This is a genomic window from Vibrio sp. 1F169 (assembly GCF_041439605.1).
In the GTDB taxonomy this organism is placed as follows: Bacteria; Pseudomonadota; Gammaproteobacteria; order Enterobacterales; family Vibrionaceae; genus Vibrio; species Vibrio tasmaniensis_A.
The window spans coordinates 112,623-134,865 of the sequence record NZ_JBGOOI010000007.1 but is presented as its reverse complement, the minus strand read 5'-3'; the positions used below and the strand labels follow the sequence as shown (position 1 = coordinate 134,865).

The following is a 22,243-nucleotide window of genomic DNA, read 5'->3' as shown; positions in this document are numbered from 1 at the left end:
CCTACATACATGTCTTGAACAAAAAACCGTCACACTCGATGGGATGCAAAATAGTTAAATATTTGTAGATTTTTTTGTGACATAAACATACGAAATTGCATTTTATTTATTGGTAAAGAAGAAACTGTTACCTACACTTCAATGAAACCAAGTGTATTCACCTGGTGACATAATAATAAAATAAATAAAACGTTCAGTCGGCTAGATAAGGACAAGGAAATGAACAATGACAATTTTGCTGCGTTTCAGGGGCTCACGAATGAAACTCCCATTAAAGAATCATTTTCAACTGCTACAGAACCTTATGCTCACTATCTAAAGGATATCGTGGGCATTGATCTGTTATCGCGTGAAGATGAATTGTATTACGCAAAGTTGAATCGTGCGGGTGACAAACATGCACGTGACATCATGATCGAATCGAATCTACGCCTCGTTGTAAAAATCGCAAAAAGTTATCTAAAACGCAAAGGCAACAACTTCACACTGCTCGACCTTATCGAAGAAGGGAATATTGGCTTAATCAAGGCCATCGATAAGTACGATCCAGAACCCGGCTATCGTTTTTCCACTTATGCTGTGTGGTGGATTCGCGAAAATATTGAAGCGGCCTTAATGAATAAAGGTCGTACCGTTCGCTTACCTGCTCATGTGTGTAAAGAAATTAATAGCCTTGCATCAAAGAAGCTCGATGTAAGCAAAAAAATGCGCAAAGAAATCTCGATCTCAGAATTATCGAATAGCTCAGGCGTAAAAGCTGAACGTGTCGATCAACTGGTTGCGTTAAGCGGGTTTATTGACGTAACAACGACGGTTGGTATCAGCCACGCACCACTTGTACTTGAACAGTGCGAAAGTGAATACATCCCCGATCCTCAACAAGACTGTGAAGACCAATCATTTACACATGCGCTAGAGCAGATCATAAACACACTGCCACCTAAATTGCAGAAGGTTCTTATTCACCGTTTTGGTTTCTTCGACAACAAGGTGAAAACACTGTCTGAGGTTGGACAAATGTTGGATGTGAATGTCTCTAATGAGCGAGTTAGACAGATGCAGAAAGAAGCGGTCGAGAGGATTCAAAAACGACTGAAATTTGATGGTTGGGTCTAAATAGCTAAATAGACATTTAAAGAACAATCACAAGGGTGAGCCTCAAAAGCTTGCCCTTTTTGTTTGCCTGCTTCTTAGCAAACTTGAGTCATCATAGCTCTCAAAACAAGCAATCATGGTCAGCGAATCCAGGCTGCGTTTAATCACCTTAACGAAGTACCTCTTTCGCTGCGTAGAATGAGGTAATTAACATAGGTGGTTTCAAGGCAATCTTGCTCCCACAAAGATAGGATACGCTTAGTGGCAAAGTAATAGTCTTTGTTCCTCAATAACATGCCAACCGTGCGGCTAAGTTTTTCAAATCGCACTTGGTCGCTTGCCGAAATGTAATCGCCATCACTTTGAATAATCGGAGCCAAACCATCGGCAAACCAATTATTTAGAATTTCTCGCATCTCCAATTCAGACTCAGGAACATCCACACTCGACAACTCACGATGTTGAGGTGGTGGCACGATGTATTTCGACGCTTGTGGCGAACTGACATATCGATACATGTCGTCCCTCCTTTTAATTAACTCTTCTAATAATTAAGGACATTTTTATCTGTTCTCAAGTCTATTTAGCGAGACAAAAACAAATAAAAAAGCCACGCAAAGGCGACTCTGCATGGCTTTAACGAGGGCAACATCACGCTGCCCTGCCTACTTGTCGGTTTAGACTAAATGTCGGTTCAGACTAAAACCAAGCCCTCTCGATTAAATCGAGCTTTGGTCGAAGTCGTTGCCTTGATCGGTTCCAGTTTGAGAATCTGAATCGAAGCTTCCAGAGTCGTCCGTGAAGTCAACACCTTGATCTTGACCACCTGAACTTGTCCAGTCGCTGCCACCAGATTCCATACCCGCTATGTCTGGTTGCTGCTCTTGAGTAGAACCTTGCATGGTGTATTGATCATCGACCTCAACCTCAACAGAACCGCTAGCGCCGTCTATTGAACTACCCAATTCGTCGTAACCTTGGAATTGGATCTCGCTAGTCCCTTCGTAACCTTCTGGAAGTTCAACGGATACAGGCTGCTCTAGGTTGCCACTGATTGTGAAGCTACCATCACCGTTATCCAGTGCGTTGCTCACAGTAGCGCCCTCAGGTAGACCAGACATATCAGCGTAATCAACCGATTCGTTACCACTCACCTCATCTGGAATCGAGATAGAGATGGTATCGCCCGGTGCCGCTGTCACGTCAGCAACACTGTCTTCGGCTTCGGTGTCACTGTCTTGAGCTTGGTCATCAGCTTGTTGTGCGACTTCCACTTGCTGATCTTCCGTTGCTTGAGCTGCTTGTACTTGCGGTTCATCACTCTGTGCTGAATCATCGGCTACTTGGATACTTAAGCTATGGCTCGACACCTCACCACCATCGTTAACGTCGACATTCATCGCTAAGTTGCCGTCAAAGTCTTCGTTTGGCCAGTAAGTCCACTCACCTTCGCCAGATTCAGCAAAGAAGCCTGCATCGTTCGCGTCTGCAACATCAACAACTTGTGCAGAATCACTCACGCCTAACTCATCCACCAGCTGTGACTCGGTGATAGTTAGCGAACCATCATCAGCTAAGGCATAACCTTCACTCGCCGCTGCTTCATCACCACCTTGGATATCCACATTGAAGAAGCTTTCGATACGATTTTCGCCATCGGTCGCTATAAACCCAACTTGAACATCGCCGGTGTAGTCTTCAGCAGGTGTGAATTGATAGTTACCTTGGTTATCGCTCTCAATTACGCCCTGACCTTCCATCAAGCTTACTGACTCAATGCTCAAGCTATCGCCTTCTGCATCGCTCAGGTTCGCTAACATGTCTTCATCAGTGAACGACAAGGTTGCATCCGCTGCGATTTCCGTCGTCGTGATGCTGTTAACTTCTGGTGCTGTATTCTCTTGCGAGTCGCCTTCTTTCACGACTACGCCAGTTTGCTCATCATGAAGCACGCCATCTTTATCAACCACGTAAGCAATATCTGCTTCGCCAGTGAAGCCTGGGGCTGGTGTGAACGTCCAAGTGCCATCGCCATTATCGACAATCTCACCTTGGCTGCGGTCGGCAAGATGGACCAGTTTCACTTCATCATCGCTGTCAGCATCCACATTCTCAGCCAAACCGATTAGGTCGTCCGCCGTTAGGATGATGGAATCACCCGCTACGGTTTCGAAATCACCAGAATCGATGCCATCTTCAAACGCTTCCGGCTCATCTCCGTAGTCAACCGTTGTTGCGCTTACGGTTACGAAGAACTCACCATGGAAGTCTTCAGGAGGCGTCATTTGAATGTTTGAGATATCCCAATCGAACAGGTCGATGTATTGACCCGGCTCGGTGATCATCACGGTATTCACACCATCTGTTACCTCGAATCCAACAGGGAAACCTGTCATCACCAAGTTACTTAGCGTTTCTGAGTCATCGACTAGGCCAACGTTCAGTCCCAAGTGACCCGTTTCATCTTCGCCGAAGACTAATGGACCGTCATGGTCAGTTGAAATAACCGCGCCATCTGCGACAGGACGTACGTACACAGGAACATCGAGAACGGTTTCAAACTCACCGTCACTCACGACAACTTGTAGGTCAGAAACACCCGCAAAGTCGCCTGTTGGTGTGAATGTCCAAGTACCATCACCGTTGTCTGTTACTTCTCCGCCATCTTCACCGTCTGCGGTGATAATGCGAGAAACAACAAGGTCAGCGGTATCGATGTCACCGAACAAGTTCATCAAGTCGCCAGCATCGAAGGTGAACGCGCCATCTTCGTCTGTGGTCATCATTGCGTTGCCGACATTGAATGGTGCGTCGTTAACCGGAATGACATCCACATTCAGCGAGCCATCAACCACTTCTTCGCCGTCAGTCGCTTGATAACCCAGTTCTACCAAGCCATTGAAGTCTTGAGTAGTTACTAAGTGATACATGCCGTCTGGCTGCTGAGTTAAGGTCGCATTCGCTGGAGCTCGAACTGTGATGCTCTCGATGCTGATCTCGTCGCCATCAAGATCTGTTACTTGATCCGCGATGTAAGCTGGGTCAATCACCATGACCACATCTTCTTCGCCTTGCATCTCAATCATTGGCGCTTCAGGTGCATCATTCACTGGCGTGACATCGATGTTACCGTCGACTGAGATTGTCTCTTGGCCATCGCTAACGTCAAACGTCATTGGCACATCACCATTGAAGTTCTCGTTTGGTGTGAATGACCAAGTACCATCTTCGTTATCGAGCAACTCACCCAAGCTAGGGTCGATTTGTAGACCCGAAGCTGACAGCTCGTCTGCGGTGTTATCGATGTCGGTAGCTTGAGCTAACAACATGTCCTGTGTGATAAGAATGGTGCTGTCTTCGGCTGTGGTTAGTTCCACTTCCTCCGACTCAGGTCCATCATTCACAGCCAGAACTTCGATGCCTGCCGTTGTTGTAGCAGTCGCACCGTCATCGTCGGTTACAACCACATCTAGGCTGATATCACCGTTAAAGTTCTCACTCGGCGTGAAGGTCACAGAACCATCATCGTTTTGAACCAATTCGCCGTCAGAGCCTGTGTAAGTCACGCTTTCAAGCGACACTTCACCATCAACGTCTGAGCTGTTCGCAATCAACTGCTCAGGGCTAATAGTAATCGTGCCATCTTCGTTCATTTGGTAAGAGGTAGAACCCGCCACTGGTGCATCATTCACATCCGTTACGGTCACATCAATATTGGCATCGACTGTCTCTGTGCCATCAAACACTGTGAAGCCAAGGTTTACATCACCATTGAAGTTCTCGTTTGGAGCAAAGCTGTAAGTGCCATCACCGTTATCAGTGAACACACCTTCTGCGCCCGTGTAAGACACATCCGTGATAGACAGGTCATCTCCGTCGATGTCTGTAGCGCCTGCTAGTAGATCTGCATCCGTGAAGATTAGCGTTCCATCTTCCTCAACTGTGAAGCTTTGGTCAGCGGCTGTCGGTAAGTCATTGACTGGGTTAACCGTTAGGTCGACGCCTGCTTGAACAGTTTCAAGGCCATCTGACACATCGAAGCTTAGGTCTATGTCGCCGTTGAAGTCAGCATCAGGAGTGATAGTAAATGAACCATCATCGTTCGCTGTTACAGTCGCATTATCGCCTGCAGATAGGTTGCTTGCGGTCAGTGCATCACCATCAACATCGGATGCGTTAGCCAGCAACTGCTCTTGAGATAACGTAATTGAACCATCTTCATCAACCGAGTAAGCCACGTTTCCAGCCACTGGTGCGTCGTTAACTGCAATGACTTCAATACCAGCGTTAGTCTGAGCCGTTGCACCGTCGTCATCAATAACCGTCACATCAAGGTTGATGTCGCCGTTAAAGTTTTCGTTTGGTGCGAACGTTACCGAACCATCTTCATTTTGAACCAAGATACCGTCTGCACCGGAGTAGCTCACGCTATCAAGCGACACTTCCCCGTCCACATCAGAGCTATTAGCAATCAACTGCTCAGGGCTCAATGTGATGGTGCCATCTTCGTTCATTTGGTAAGACGTTGCGCCTGCCACTGGTGCATCGTTAACGTCTGTTACCGTTACGTCGATATTTGCATCAACCGTCTCTGTACCGTCAGATACTGAGAAGTCCAAACTTACGTCACCATTGAAGTTCTCGTTCGGTGCAAAGGTGTAAGTGCCATCGCCATTGTCGGTGAACACACCCTCTGCGCCAGTGTAAGACACATCGGCAACTGAAAGCTCATCACCATCAATATCAGAAGCACCCGCTAGCAGTTGCTCATCAGTAAAGGTAAGCGAACCATCTTCTTCAATGGTGTAAGCGACATCTTCTACAACCGCGATGTCATTCACTGGATTCACAGTAAGGTCGGCCGTTGCAACAACCGTTTCAGTACCATCAGAAAGGTCGAAGCTAAGGTCAATATCACCATTAAAGTCGGCATCCGGTGTAATAGTAAATGAACCATCATCGTTTGCCGTAACGGTAGCGTTATCACCCGCGGTCAGATTAGCCGCGGTAAGATTAGCCGCGGTAAGATCATCGCCGTCCACATCCGATGCTTGAGCCAGCAGTTGCTCTTGGCTTAGCGTGATTGAACCATCTTCATCCACTGAGTAAGCCAAGTCACCTGACACTGGTGCATCGTTGACTGCGATAACATCTATACCCGCAGTGGTTTCAGCCGTTGCACCCTCTTCATCAGCAACGGTTACATCTAGGCTGACATTGCCGTTGAAGTTTTCATTTGGTGCGAAGCTGTAAGTACCATCACCATTGTCAGTAAAGATACCGTCTGCGCCTGAGTAGGAAACGTCGCTAACGGATACATCACCTTCAATATCTGAGCTGTTCGCAAGAAGCTGCGCTTCAGAGATGGTAATCACGTTATCTTCGTCAACGCTGTAGGTCGTTGAACCTGCAACTGGCAAGTCATTGACGGCAATTACGTCGATGCCAGCGGTTGTTTCAGCGGTTGCGCCATCTTCATCCATAACAGACACATCAAGGCTGATGTCACCGTTAAAGTTTTCGTTTGGCGAGAAGGTGTAAGTACCATCACCATTATCAGTGAACACACCATCAGTGCCGCTGTAGCTTACATCGCTGACAAACACTTCCCCTTCAACATCCGAGCTATTCGCCAGAAGTTGCGCATCGCTTAGGGTGATACTGCCGTCTTCTTCAACGCTGTAAGTTGTAGAACCTGCTACCGGTACGTCGTTGATTGGAACCACTTGAACATCAATATTCGCCGATACAACATCTGTACCATCACTCACATCGTAAGTTAGGTCGACACTGCCATTGAAGTTCTCGTTTGGCGCAAAGGTGTAAGTACCATCGCCATTATCCGTGAACACACCGTCTGTGCCTTCGTAGTTAACCGACTCGACAGAAAGGTCATCGCCGTCAATATCCGTTGCACCAGCCAATAGCTGTTCATCGGTAAAGGTTAGCGAGCCATCTTCATTAATGGTGTAGTCGTGGTCGTAGATTACAGACAGGTCGTTAACTGCTGTTACGGTCACGTCTAGTTCCGCTGGAGTAACCCCACCATTACCATCGTCTACGTTGTAGCTAATCGAGAATTCACCGTTGAAGTTCTCTTCCGGTGTAATGGTGTAAGTACCGTCACCATTGTCAGTGATAAGAGCGTTCTCAATTGAAACATCTCCAACACTTGGTTCGTTTCCGCCCGTATCACCAGAGTCATCACCTTCATCGCCGGTTAGCAATTCTGAGATATCAATACCGTTTTCATTCGCAAGCGCTTCTTCTGCCGTTGGCAAATCGAACGCATTTTGAGTGCCGACATCTTGACTTGGTACAATAATGCCATTCACGATATCGAATACATGCCAGTGGTCACCCGATGGGCTTTCAGATAAATCAGGGCTAAAGGTTTCAACCAATGTATCGCCAACAAATACCTGAACCTGTACATCTTCAACACCATCCACATCCCAACTTCTGCTGGTGTAGTTGTGTACTGAATAGTGCATGTCAGCATCTTGATAATTGGGAATAGTGATGGTTTCAGGACCACCGCCATTCGTGTCATCTACATCTTGCTGAACGACATTACCTTCACCCAAATCATGGCTCATGTCGCGATAGTAAATATGGTCTAGCTCACTGCCATTCTCTGTATCGTAGAGCCATAGGTGGTTGTCCATATCACGTGGACTGTCACCCCATGTGACCACGATACGCATATCTGTTTCTTCAAGGACTTCAGATATTGCAGTCACGCCACCATTGGTATCTTCGCCTGCTGGAACTAGGAAGCTGCTAGTAATTGAGCCTTCTTGTTCAATAGTGACGGTACCTTGGTCAACAACAGGACCGCTCACAGAGTAGTTACCGGATTGATCCGTCTCCGCCGTGTAAGAATGACCTACGTTGTCGGTTAGCGTGACATCCGCACCTGCGATTGGATTGCCAGTTTCAGCATCCAACACAGTACCGGTAACGGTCGTTTCATCGCCTTGCTCTCCGATAATTGCGGTCATGTCATCGTCTTCAATGTCAGTCGCGAATTGTAGGAGCTCTTCTTGAGTAATGGTGTATGAACCGTCTTCTTCAATGGTTATCGCCACATCAGCAGAAACAATTGGCGCGTCGTTCACTGGGTCAACGGTCAAGCCTAAGTTAGCGGCAATTGGTGTGTCGCCATCGCTGATGCTGTAGGCAACATCGATGTAGCCATTGAAGTTTTCGCTTGGAGTGATTGAGAACGTGCCATCGCCGTTATCGACAATCGTTGCATCGTCACCCACTAAGGTTAAGTCGGAAGCGACAAGGTCATCGCCCTCAATATCAGCGGCATTCGCAAGTAACTGCTCCTGCGTGATAGTGATGACATTATCTTCATCAACGTTCGCATAAACATCAGATGTCGTTGGCAAGTCGTTGACTGGGTTTACCGTCAGATCGGCGTTCGCCACAATCGACTCAGTGCCGTCCGAAATATCAAAGCTTAGGTCGATATCGCCATTGAAGTTCGTATCTGGCGTTACCGTAAAGGTGCCATCGCCATTATCAACAACGGTTGCATTATCGCCTGCGCTTAAGTTGCTTGCGGTCAGATCATCGCCATCCACATCAGAGGCTTGAGATAGCAACTGCTCTTGAGTCAGAGTAATCGAACCATCTTCATCAATGCTGTATGCCAAGTCACCCGATACTGGTGGATCATTAATTGGAAGAACATCAATACTTGCGCTGGTGGCTACTGTCGCACCGTCTTCATCTGTCACCACTACATCGAGGCTAACATCGCCATCGAAGTTTGCGTTCGGTGCAAAGCTGAATGTGCCGTTGCCGTTGTCAGTAAAGATACCGTCAGCGCCTGTGTAAGTAACACTATCAATCGCCACTTCACCTTCAATATCAGAAGAGTTCGCCAACAGTTGCTCTGCACTGATGGTGATAACTTCATCTTCGTTGACTGAGTAGCTGGTTGAGCCTGCGATTGGCGGATCGTTCACCTCAAGTACAGTGATTCCCGCTGTGGTCGCTTCTGTTGCCCCTTCTTCATCGGTAACAACAACCGCTAAGCTCACATCCCCATTGAAGTTCTCGTTTGGCGAGAAAGTATAAGTGCCGTCACCGTTGTCTTCGAACACACCATCACTGCCAGTGTAAGTCACGCTATCAATCGCAACCTCACCTTCAATGTCTGAAGAGTTGGCTAATAGCTGTTCGTTACTGATCGTGATTGAGTTGTCTTCATGTACGGTGTAAGACGTGCTACCCGCCACTGGTGGATCGTTCTCAGGCGTCACGCTCACATCGATGTTCGCTTGAACCGTATCCGTGCCATCTGACACATCAAAGCTGAAGTTCACATCACCATTGAAGTTCTCGTTTGGCGCAAAGCTGTAGCTTCCGTCGCCATTATCAGTAAGAACGCCATCAGGACCCGTGTATGTCACACCTTCTACCGTTAAGTCATCACCTTCAACATCCGTTGCACCCGTTAACAGGTCAGCGTCAGAGAAGTTAAGAACCCCATCTTCACCAATAGTGAATGCTTGGTCTTGTGGCTCTGGCGCATCATTGACAGGTGTTACTGTCAAATCTAGGCCTGCAGCGACCATGTCTTCCCCATCGGTTACATCGTAACTAAATTCGATATTACCGTTGAAGTTTTCACTCGGTGTAATGGTGAAACTGCCATCGTCGTTCATTTGAACGGTCGCATTTTCATCATTGGTGGTTAGGTTGATTGCTGATAGGTCATCACCATCAATGTCAACAGCGTGCTCTAGCAACTGCTCTTGAGTTAGCGTGATGCTGTTATCTTCGGCTGTCACAGCACTGATGTCACCATCAACTTCTGGAGCATCGTTCGCTGGCGAAATGTGAATCGTCACATCTTGTGTTGCCGTTGCGGTGGTGCCCGTATCAACATCAGTCGACGTCGCATTCACGGTTAGAACCACATCCCCATTGAAGTCACCTGAAGGGATAAACTCTAGCCCTTCTAGCTCGCCAGGTTGCAATGACCAAGTGCCATCACCGTTATCAGTACCTGCAGAAAGCGAGCTGCCTTCCGGCACGTCTTCAATCAAGATAGCAAGGTTTTCTGAACCATCGGTATCAGTAAGCGCCGCATCAATATCAAGTGGTATAGGTGTATCTTCGGTACCAATGATTTGGTAATCCGCGTCAGACACTGTGATTTCAATGTTATCGATGCCAAACGACTCATCACTCACACCTTGGTTCAAGGTTGAACCGAAGCCTAACTCAAGTTGGCCGTCTTCAACGGGTACCGTTAGGTTGATTTGGTGTGCTTGGTCGTTCCAACCACTAAAGCCTTCACCTTGCGACACGCCGTGAACAACTTCACCCACTTCATTGCCCGCTGAATCGTACAACGTTGTCGTGCCATCTTGAGTTTGGAACGCCGAGTTGTCTAACGAAGTAAGCTCTTCGCCGCCGACAAAGATTTGGAACGACTCACCATCCCAAGAATCAATTTCATAGAAGCTAAACGAGATATTAACTTCGCTCACATCACTTGGAATGTCGTAAGTTTTGCTGACAGCTTCATCGCCACCAGTGCCACCAATACGACCTAGCATGTCACCTGATTCGAAGCCTTGTGAGCTTTCAGTACCGGTATTCCAACCGTTTGAGCCAGACTCGAAGTTGTCTGAAGCAATGACCAAGTCAGACGCAATCGACAGCTCTGGCATATCAACCACAGATTGAACATCAATCGTCGCTTCTGCTGGTACTGTCGCTGTACCGTCATTCACGTCGAACGTCACATTCACATTGCCGTCGAAGTTTTCATTCGGTGCGAATGTATAAGTACCGTCGCCGTTATCAACCAAAGTACCGCTATCTGAAGCCACATTTTCAACCGATAGGTTATCGCCATCAATGTCGCCCGCATTTTGCAGCAGTTGCTCTTCTGTAAAGGTAAAGCTCGTGTCTTCTTGAGTCACAAACTGTGGCTCACCGACAGTTGGCAAGTCATTGACAGGGTTAACGGTAAGATCAGCCGTTGCTTGAAGCGTCGCATCACCATCGGTAATGTCGAAGTTCAAATCAATGTCGCCATTGAAGTTAGCATCTGGCGTGATAGTAAAGCTACCGTCATCGTTTGCAGTGACGGTCGCATCACCACCAACAGTTAGATTAGCCGCTGTTAAGTCATCGCCGTCAACATCGCTCGCTTGAGCAAGTAATTGCTCTTGGCTCAAGGTAATTGAACCATCTTCGTCCATGCTGTACGCCAAGTCGCCCGATACCGGAGCATCGTTAACAGGCAGAACATCAATGCTTGCAGTGGTAGTTGCGGTTGCGCCTTCTTCATCAGTAACGACAACATCAAGGCTTACATCGCCATCGAAGTTAGCGTTAGGTGCGAAGCTGAATGTTCCGTCACCATTGTCGCTAAAGATACCGTCTGAACCTGTGTAGTTAACGCTATCAATCGCCACTTCACCTTCGATATCAGAAGCGTTCGCCAACAGTTGCTCTGAACTGATGGTGATAACTTCGTCTTCGTTGACTGAGTAGCTCGTTGAACCTGCGATTGGTGGATCGTTCACCTCAAGTACAGTAATACCCGCGGTGGTCGCTTCAGTTGCACCCTCTTCATCGGTAACGACAACATCAAGGCTAACTTCGCCGTTGAAGTTTTCGTTTGGTGAGAAGGTGTAAGTACCGTCACCGTTGTCTTCAAAGACACCATCAGCGCCAGTGTAAGTCACGCTGTCAACGGCCACATCACCTTCAATGTCCGAAGAGTTAGCAAGTAACTGTTCGTCGCTGATGGTAATTGAGTTGTCTTCATGAACGGTGTAAGACGTGCTACCTGCAACCGGTGGATCATTCTCTGGTGTCACGCTGACATCAATGTTGGCTTGAACCGTATCCGTGCCATCTGAAACATCAAAACTGAAGTTCACATCACCATTGAAGTTCTCGTTTGGCGCAAAGCTGTAGCTTCCGTCGCCATTGTCAGTAAGAACACCGTCGGCACCTGTGTAAGTAACGCCTTCAACCGATAGGTCATCCCCATCGATATCGGTAGCACCTGTTAGCAAGTCTTCATCTGTGAAGTTCAAGATGCCGTCTTCGCCAATGCTGAACGTTTGATCTTGTGGTTGTGGAAGGTCATTAACTGGATTAACGGTGAGGTCAGCCGTCGCAACCAGCGTATCGGTACCGTCGCTAATGTCGAACGTTAGGTCAATGTCACCATTGAAGTTCGCATCTGGCGTAATGGTAAAGCTGCCGTCATCGTTAGCAACAACCGTCGCGTCTCCATCAACAATCAAGTTAGAAGCAGTAAGGTCGTCTCCGTCTACATCACTCGCTTGAGAAAGAAGCTGCTCTTGGCTCAAGGTAATCGAACCGTCTTCCTCAACACTGTATGCCAGGTCGCCTGATACTGGTACGTCGTTGATTGGTAATACATCAACCGTAATAAACGTATCAACTTGAGCGCCATCTTCATCTTGAATGGTTACATCCAATTGCACTTGGCCGTTGAAGTTTTCATTCGGAGCGAAGCTACATGTACCGTCACCATTGATTGAGAAGATACCGTCTGGGCCATCGTAGTTGATCTCAACAAGCTCAACATCACCTTCAATATCAGAAGCGTTCAGCAGAACTTGAGACTCATTGAAAGTCAGTACTGAATCTTCATCGATGGTGTATGACGTTGGGCCAGCAACTGGCGGATCGTTCACCTCAAGGACAGTTATACCCGCCGTTGTTGCTTCAGTCGCTCCATCTTCATCCGTCACGACAACATCTAGGCTAACTTCGCCATTAAAGTTCTCGTTTGGCGAGAAGGTGTATGTACCGTCACCGTTGATTTCCAGAACACCGTCGCTACCACTGTAAGTCACGTTATCAATTGCGACTTCGCCTTCGATATCCGAAGAGTTCGCTAGCAATTGTTCGTTACTGATCGTAATAGAGTTGTCTTCATGAACCGTGTAAGACGTGCTACCCGCAACCGGTGGATCGTTCTCTGGCGTCACGTTCACATCAATGTTAGCGGTTACCGTATCGGTACCATCTGATACATTGAACGAGAAGTTCACATCGCCATTGAAGTTTTCGTTTGGCGCGAAGCTGTATGTGCCATCGCCATTATCGGTTAGGACACCGTCAGTGCCAGTGTAAGTTACACCTTCAACACTTAGGTCATCTCCTTCAATGTCCGTCGCACCTGTTAATAGGTCTTGGTCATTGAACGTTAACACGCCATCTTCGCCGACTGTGAATGTCTGGTCTTGTGCTTCTGGACCATCGTTCACAGGTGAAACCGTTAGCTCTAGGTTGGTAGAGACAACATCATCACCATCAGATACATCAAACGTAAAGCTAACATTGCCATTGAAATCAGCATCTGGCGTTAATGTGTACGTACCATCACCGTTATCGGTAATCGTAACGCTCTCATCATCGGTTGCTAAATTCAGAGCCGTCAGCTGGTCGCCATCGAGATCACGAGCATTGGCTAACAAGTCTTCTTGCGTAATGGTGATAGAACCATCTTCTTCTACTGTTGCAGAAACCGGAAGTGCTTCAGGTACGTGCTCAATGTGCGCGCCTGTCGCGTTAATGTAGATGGTTTGAGAGACCATTTCAGAATCATCATTCGATAGCTCTGTTGCGGTTGCCGTTACATGAACTTCAAGCTGTTCGTTGAAGTCTTCTGGTAACTGGATTTGTAGTGAATTTTCGATAGCCGTTGTCGGTAAGTTCACCGTACCATCAGGGCCAACGGTCACTTCACCGCTGTAGATTTGGCTGTTCACTTCACCCACATCGATTGTGAAGTTGAAATCTGTGTAGTCAGCGTCACCGCCGCCATACAAATCTTCAAAACCATAAACCAGCTCGCCGTCTTCATTAACCGTAGTACGAGTATGTTCGATACCATCTTGGTTTAGCTGAGAGCTTGAACCACCATGGAAGATCGCGTCACCATTCTGGCTTTGAACCACGGTTTCGGTTCCATCAGCAGCCACAAACACAAGTTGAGGATCAACCGTATCCATGTTCGCAGGCGAACCGTCCTCAGCACGGAACTCATACTGACCGTCTTGCATCGCATCAAAGTCGTTGTGCTGATGTCCGTTTGGAATTAAGAATAGGTTAAAGCTCTCACCTTCCTCTACTTGGAGGCTGAACTGATCTTGCCCAGGGACAAGGTCACCGCCGCCACCCACTTGTGATGCATTCTCGTAGACAACTTCAACACCTGTGATGTTGCCGTCTTCATCGACTTTGTAGTAACCCGCTGCGTTTTGGTATCCCGCGGTTTCGCCTTCAAACGTTACTGTGATTTCAGTATCGTTGTAACTGGTGATACCGTTTTCTTGGTCATTCAGAACGCCTTCATTATCGTATTGAATAACCGAACCTTCAGGCACACCATCTACAGTTACGGTCAGTGTTTCAGATAGATCTTGGTCTACTAGCGCAGCCGCAATATTAAGCTCAACAATGCCGCCTGGCTCAACCAAAATAGCTTGGTCATCAACATTAACGCCGTCGCCATCGGTTATCACAAGATCCGGCGCATCCGCAACTGCTTCAATATGGACGTTGAGGTCTTGTTCAACCTCATCCGTACCGTCCGTCACAGTAAAGCTGAACTGCAGATCACCACTGAAATGCTCTTCAGGAACGAAGCTGAACGTGCCATCGCCGTTATCGGTGACTGTACCTTCATCGCCAGAATAATTGATGCTAGTAACACTGAGGTCACCGCCATCAATATCAATCGCGCCGCTCAATAGATCTTCTTGAGTGAACAGGATGCTGCCATCCTCTTCGATGTGGTACATGCCTGGGGCAACAATTGGAATGTCATTCACCGGATTCACGGTCAATGTCATGTCATTGGCGGTACTGAGTTCACCATCACTTACTTCATACGTGAATGCGATATCACCATTGAAGTTTTCCGAAGGTGTCACTGTGTAAGTACCATCGCCATTGTCTACAATGCTGGCGTTCGGATCGTTGGTTTCTAGCGCGCTCGCAAACTGTTCATCGCCATCTTGGTCACTCGCGTTCTCCAGCAACATCGCTTGTGTAACGAGAATTGAACCGTCTTCGTCGACATCCGCAACCATCGGCGTTGCTTCTGGCGCATCATTAACGAACTCAACTTTTAGGTCGATGTTTGCAGCCACCACGTCGGTGCCGTCACTCACATCAAACGTTAAGTCAACATTGCCGAAGAAGCCCTGCTCTGGCGTTAATGTGTATGTACCATCACCATTGTCTGTCACATCTACCGTATCACTCGCACTTGTCACGTTCAGTACGGAAAGCTCATCACCTTCAACATCTGTCGCTTGTGCTAATAGTTCAGCTTCTGTAATGGTGATCGCTTGACCATCTTCCGTTGTGAAAGACATGTCTGGAACGTCTGGTGCATCATTGATAGGGTTTACGGTTAGGTTAAGGTCAGCTGCAACAGTTTCGATCGCGTCAGTGACATCGTAAGTAAATTCAATCTCACCAAAGAAATCAGCACTTGGTGTAATCGTGAAGCTACCGTCTGGGTTTTCTACAACAACCGCATTTGGATCGTTGGTCGCAAAGTTAACCGCTTCAAGGTTATCGCCATCGACATCCGTTGCATTCGCTAACAGATCCTCTTGAGTGATAGTGATTGAACCATCTTCATCAACAGCGGCTTCAATTGGGCCGCTCACTTCAGGGCCTTCGTTGACAATTTCAACGTCTACTCTTGCAGTACTTGGTGCACTGGCTTGACCGTCACTGATATCGAAGGTCAGATTCACTTCACCGTAGAAGTCCTCTGCAGGTTCGAATGTGAAAGTATTGTCTCCATTGTCTGTTAATGTACCTTGTGATTGGTCAACAAGCAGTAGATTCTCAACATGCAGGATATCGCCATCAACATCGGTCGCGCCAGACAATAGGTCTTTCGCTTCGATGATCATAGAGCCGTTTTCAAGCATTTGGGTGTGCAATGGCTCGCCCGGAACCGGCACATCATTAACAGGTACAACGGTCAGATCTAGATGGGTTGCAACTTCATCGGTGCCATCGAATACCTTGTAATCAATGTCGATTTCACCATTGAAGTTTTCATTCGGCATGAAGGTAAATGTACCATCACCATTGTCGACTAAATCACCGTCATCACCACCGTAAGTGATGTCAGAAATAGACAGCGCATCACCTTCTACATCTGTGGTGTTCGCCAGTAAATCATCAGCACTGAACGCAATACCTTGGTCTTCGTCTGTCGATAGAACCATTGGACCAGAAACGATTGGCGCATCATTCACTGACTCAAAGTTGATGTTAATTATGTTGTCATCAGTCAGTTCACCATCAGAAACTTGGTAACCCAGCTCAATTTCACCGTAGAAGTTTTCATCTGGTGTCACCGTCCAAGTACCATCACCGTTGTCAATCAGTGTTGCATGCTCTGAGTTTTCACCCACTAGCTCGAGATTTTCAATATCAAGGTCGTCGCCATCAATATCAGATGCTTGCGCCAGTAGTTGCTCTTCGGTAATCACAACCGAAGCAAACTGGGCAGAACCATCGGTATCGACAGTAATATTCGGAAGATCAGCCGTTAGTTCGATTTCGTTGTCACCCGCATGGATATTCAACTCAACCGTTTCGGTAATCTCTGAGCCATCTACACCAATCGATGTAAACACAGCTTCATCATGACAAGTTTGTGATACGGTCATATTTTGAACAACATAAGTACCATTTCCTTGAACTGTACCGAGTTCAAAGTAAGACACTGGTTGGTCAACCGTTAACGTGTAGTCTGTCTCGAAAGTACCACGGTCTTCTTTGTGGTAAGTCATCGAGTCAATTAGGTCACCGTCCTCATTGAACGCTTTGATTTCTACTTCCGTAAAGTGACGAGACTCTTCCATGAACCAACCACCTAAACCATCTAGGTGGAAACTGATTTCATTGATGTCTTGACCTTCAACTGAAATAGTCAGTTTTTCATCACCACTCAACCCTTGGCGATCGGTATCACCAAGGCCGTGACCTATGTGGGTGTTACCATTCCATGCACCAAGAGGATCATCGTTACTTTGAACCGTAACCGTTAAGTCACCATCTGAGAACTCACGAGTGTAAGGGTCAACTTCTGTACCCCAATCGTCTACGCTCGCGTTATCGTCGAAAGTACCAATTTGTGTGGTATGCGTGCCTTCAGCTAAAGCGTCTTCACTTGGTACAAAGCGTACTTCTGTGTCGGCAGGAACTTCTTGCCCTACTTCCAGCACCACCCATTCATCATTAACATTCGCTTCAATGATGCCGTTTTCTGGCGCTTGGTCTAAACGTAGTGCAGGTTCTTCACGAAGCGTCACACCAACCGTTTGATCTTCTTGCGCTTGGATGAAGATCTCTTCGCCCGCTTCTGGCGCATCATTAACTGGATTAACCGTTAGATCGAGTGTGGTCAGGACTTCATTGTCACCATCACTGATGCTGTATGTGAAGTCTAACTCGCCATTGAAGTTTTCAGTGTGCGTGATGGTGAAAGAACCATCGTCATTAGCAACAATCGTCGCGTCAGGGTCGTTGGTTTGCAGGTTAGACGCAGTTAACTCATCACCCTCCACGTCGGTCGCATTCGCAAGCAGCTGTTCTTGAGTGATAGTGATTGAATTATCTTCGTCGACTTCGGCTTCAATACCGGACGTTTCAGGCCCGTCATTCACAGCAATGACATCAATGCCCGCTGTCGTTGTCGCCGTTGCGCCGTCTTCGTCAACGACGACAACATCTAGAGAGATGTCTCCGTCGAAGTTTTCATTTGGCGTGAAGGTGTAGGTGCCATTACCGTTATCAACGAACGAACCATCGTCACCAGCGTAAGTAACGCTCGATAGAGCAACATCACCCTCTACATCTGAAGAGTTCGCTAATAACTGTTCATCACTGATCGTGATTTGGCCATCTTCCTGAACTGTATAAGCTGTCGAGCCCGCTACAGGAGGATCGTTCTCCGGCGTTACACTTACATCAATATGGGCGGCTGTTGAACCCGTGCCATCAGAAACATCAAATGAGAATTGAACATCACCATTGAAGTTCTCGTTTGGTGCAAAGCTGTAAGTGCCGTCACCGTTATCACTAAGAACACCATCAGCGCCCGTGTAGAGCACGTTTTCAATCGACAGCTCATCACCATCAATATCTGACGCACCAGCAAGTAGGTCAGTATCGGTAAATAGTAACGTACCGTCTTCTTCAATCGTGAACTGTTGATCTTGCGCTTGTGGCAAGTCATTCAACGGGTTCACTGTGATATCAAGACCAACTTGAACCTCACCACCATCGTTATCGATGATATCGAAACTCAAGTCTAGGTCGCCGTTGTAATCAGCGTCTGGTGTAATGGTGTAGCTACCATCGTCGTTTTCTTGGATGGTTGCGTTTTCATCGGTCGAAAGGTTAATAGCTTCTAGGTTTTCGCTATCAATATCACCAGCTCGCGCCAATAACTGATCTTGGCTTAGTGTGATTGAGCTGTCTTCGTTGATGGTGTAAGCCAAATCGCCCGATACTGGTGGATCGTTAATTGGTAGTACATCGACATTAATCTGTGTCTCTACCGTCGCACCATCTTCATCTTGAATGGTCACACCCAGTTGAACCTGACCATTGAAGTTTTCGTTTGGTGCAAAGCTACATGTACCATCACCATTTACAGTGAAGATACCGTCTTCCCCATCGTAATTGATGCCGACTAGTTCTACATCACCTTCAACATCAGAGGCATTCACTAGAATCTGAGATTCGCTGAACGTCAGTACCGAATCTTCGTCAATGGTGTATGACGTTGGACCTGCGACCGGTGGATCATTCACTTCTAGAACGGTAATACCCGCGGTGGTCTCATCAATCGAACCGTCTTCATCAGCAACAATAACGTCAAGACTGATATCGCCACTGAAGTTTTCATTAGGAAGGAAGGTATAACTGCCGTCACCATTGTCTTGGAACACGCCATCGGTGCCACTGTAGGTCACGCTATCAACCGATACCGCGCTTTCAACGTCAGAAGAGTTTGCTAACAATTGCTCATCAGAAATTGTTATGGCGTTGTCTTCATTGACCATGTACGAGGTAGAGCCCGCAACGGGTGGATCGTTCTCTGGTGTCACGCTCACATCAATATTTGCACTAACCGTTTCTGTACCATCAGACACATCGAAACTGAAGTTGACATCACCATTGAAGTTTTCGTTTGGTGCAAAGGTATAAGTACCATCACCGTGGTCTGTTAATACACCGTCACCGCCTGTGTAGCTGATGCCTTCTACGGTGAGGTCATCGCCATCAATATCGGTGGCACCAGCAAGCAGGTCAGCGTCGGTAAATTGCAGCGTACCGTCTTCTGCAATACTGAATTGTTGATCTTGAGGAACCGGCAAGTCATTAACTGGATTAACCGTAAGATCGGCGGTTGCTTGCACCGTGTCAGTACCATCCGTGATGTTGAATTGAATATCAACGTCACCATTGAAGTTCGCATCTGGAACAATGGTAAAACTGCCATCATCATTAGCGGTTACCGTTGCGTTTCCATCAACCGTTAGGTCGCTCGCAGTTAGGTCTTCGCCTTCAACATCGGACGCTTGAGACAGCAACTGATCTTGGCTCAATGTGATTGAACCGTCTTCGTTTACGTTATAAGCCAAATCACCCGAGACTGGTGCATCGTTAATTGGCAGAACATCCACGTTGATGACGGTATCAACTTCTGCACCATCTTCATCACGAATGGTCACATCGAGTTGAACTTGGCCATTAAAGTTCTCATTCGGTGCAAAGCTGCAAGTGCCGTCACCATTTACCGAGAAGATACCGTCAGGGCCGTTGTAGTTAATACCAACAAGCTCAACATCCCCTTCTACATCAGAAGCATTCAGTAGCACTTGTGACTCACTGAAGGTCAGTACTGAGTCTTCATCAATGGTGTAAGACGTTGGACCTGCGACTGGCAGATCATTCACTTCAAGTACGCTGATACCCGCAGTTGTCGCATCGGTTGCATCTTCTTCATCGGCAACCACGACATCTAGAGCAATTTCACCATTGAAGTTCTCGTTTGGCGAGAAGGTGTAAGTACCGTTACCGTTGATTTCAAGGACACCATCACTACCCGAGTAAGTCACGCTGTCTATCGATACATCACCTTCAATATCTGAAGATGTTGCCAATAGTTGTGCATCAGAAATGGTAATCGAATTGTCTTCATTTACGGTGTAAGACGTTGATCCCGCAACTGGCGGATCGTTCTCAGGAGTCACGCTAACATCAATGTTTGCAGACACCGTATCGGTACCGTCTGACAAATCGAAGCTAAAGCTCACATCACCATTGAAGTTTTCGTTTGGCGCAAAGCTATATGAGCCCTCACCTAAGTCAGTCAGTACGCCATCAGTGCCTTCATAAGTGATACCTTCAACCGTTAAATCATCACCCTCAATATCGGTTGCGCCTGTAAGCAGGTCTGCATCAGTAAATTGAAGCGTGCCGTCTTCTTCAACACTGAATTGTTGATCTTGAGGCACTGGTAGGTCGTTTACTGGGTTAACGGTTAGGTCAGCTGAGGCTTGAACGGTATTAGTGCCATCTGAGATATCAAAGCTGATATCGATGTCACCATTGAAGTTCTCATCTGGCGTGATGGTGAAGCTGCCATCATCGTTTTGAGTAACGGTTGCATCACCGCCGACGGTTAAGTCGCTTGCTGTTAGATCATCGCCCTCCACATCAGAGGCTTGAGCAAGCAACTGCTCTTGGCTTAGGCGAATCGAACCGTCTTCATCGATTGAGTATGCTAAGTCACCCGATACTGGCGCATCATCAACCGCAGTCACACTCACATCGATGTTCGCTGACACCGTATCTGTACCGTCAGACACATCAAAAACGAAGTTTACGTCGCCATTGAAGTTTTCATTCGGAGCGAAGGTATACGTGCCGTTACCGTTGTCAGTAAGGATACCGTCGCCACCGTCGTAGGTCACACCTTCAACCGTAAGGTTGTCACCTTCAATGTCTGTCGCACCTGTTAATAGGTCAGCGTCAGTGAAGATAAGTGTGCCGTCTTCTTCAATTTCAAAGGTTTTATCTTCTGGTACAGGCGCGTCATTGATAGGACGAACTGTTAGATCAATGGCGCTGCTTATGGTTTCTTGGCCGTCACTGATATCAAAAGTAAGGTCTAGCTCGCCATTAAAGTCAGCGGAAGGTACAACTGTGAATGTACCGTCACCATTATCTTGAACCGTTGCATCTGCGCCGACTTGAACGTTTGAAGCAACAAGCTCATCACCATCAACATCACTTGCGTATTCGAGTAATTGTTCTTGAGTAAATGTTATGGATCCATCTTCATCCATGATGTAAGCCAGATCTTGTTCTGCTTCTGGCGCATCATTTTCACTTTCTACTTGGATTTTGAACGTTTCGCTTACTGTCTCAGAATCAAAGTCATCCTCTACTTCACTGATGGTCTCTTCATCTGAAGCTTGAACATCAACGGCAAATGTCTCTTCGACTGTCTGTGAATCGAGATCATCATCGACTTGTTGGCCATCCGATTCAGAAGATGTAGCACTCGGCGCTGCAGATGTACGTGCTGCTTGGCCTTGTTCTTCATTACCCTCAGCGTCGGCTCCACCTGTCGCAGCCTCTGCGTTATCGCCACCTACGGCTTGAGCGCCAGCACCTGCTCCGCCACCACTGCCAGCAGCATTATCCGAGTCAGCTTCCGAAGCCGCACCACCGACTACATTAGATTGAGCTGCATCTGAATCTCCATCGCTTTCTGGCGTCTCTTCTTGAACAGCAGCACCAGAAGCCGCTGCTTCTTCTGAATTACCAGCACCACTTGGATTGTCTTCCAACGCTTGGTTCACTTCGTCTGCCGCGTCGGTATTTTCAGCACCCGTCGCTACCGTAGACGCAATCGTGTTCTGTTGATTTTGTTGATTCTGCTGTTGGGAGGGTGTACCCGCGTCGTTCGTGTCCGTCTGTTCTACCGCGTCATTGAGATCTTCATTTTGGTTGTTTTGGTTATTTTCACCTGCCATTACAGCCTCCGTTGCTACTAGCTTACTGATCGTAT

Annotated in this window: 3 protein-coding genes; 1 reads left to right on the top strand and 2 read right to left on the bottom strand. The window is 47.3% G+C overall.

What is annotated here, in order from left to right:
- Positions 1-219 precede the first annotated feature (219 nt).
- Positions 220-1,116, top strand: a complete 897-nt coding sequence (locus ACED53_RS05020; protein WP_017099449.1) for an RNA polymerase sigma factor RpoD/SigA — start codon at positions 220-222, stop codon at positions 1,114-1,116.
- 143 nt (positions 1,117-1,259) lie between these two features.
- Here the strand turns inward: ACED53_RS05020 and ACED53_RS05015 are convergent, their stop codons facing one another.
- Together ACED53_RS05015 and ACED53_RS05010 are read right to left on the bottom strand one after the other, a co-directional pair.
- A complete protein-coding gene (locus ACED53_RS05015) occupies positions 1,260-1,613 on the bottom strand; it encodes a hypothetical protein (RefSeq protein WP_017099450.1) in 354 nt (117 codons plus the stop codon).
- A gap of 201 nt (positions 1,614-1,814) precedes the next feature.
- Positions 1,815-22,208, bottom strand: coding sequence for a tandem-95 repeat protein (locus ACED53_RS05010; protein ID WP_102579848.1), 20,394 nt, complete (start codon positions 22,206-22,208; stop codon positions 1,815-1,817).
- Between the last annotated feature and the right edge of the window lie 35 nt (positions 22,209-22,243).

Bases quoted from the DNA above. Each gene is read 5' to 3' on its own strand.
- ACED53_RS05020 (WP_017099449.1), top strand. From the start codon at position 220: ATGAACAATGACAATTTTGCTGCGTTTCAGGGGCTCACGAATGAAACT.
- ACED53_RS05015 (WP_017099450.1), bottom strand. From the start codon at position 1,613: ATGTATCGATATGTCAGTTCGCCACAAGCGTCGAAATACATCGTGCCA.
- ACED53_RS05010 (WP_102579848.1), bottom strand. From the start codon at position 22,208: ATGGCAGGTGAAAATAACCAAAACAACCAAAATGAAGATCTCAATGAC.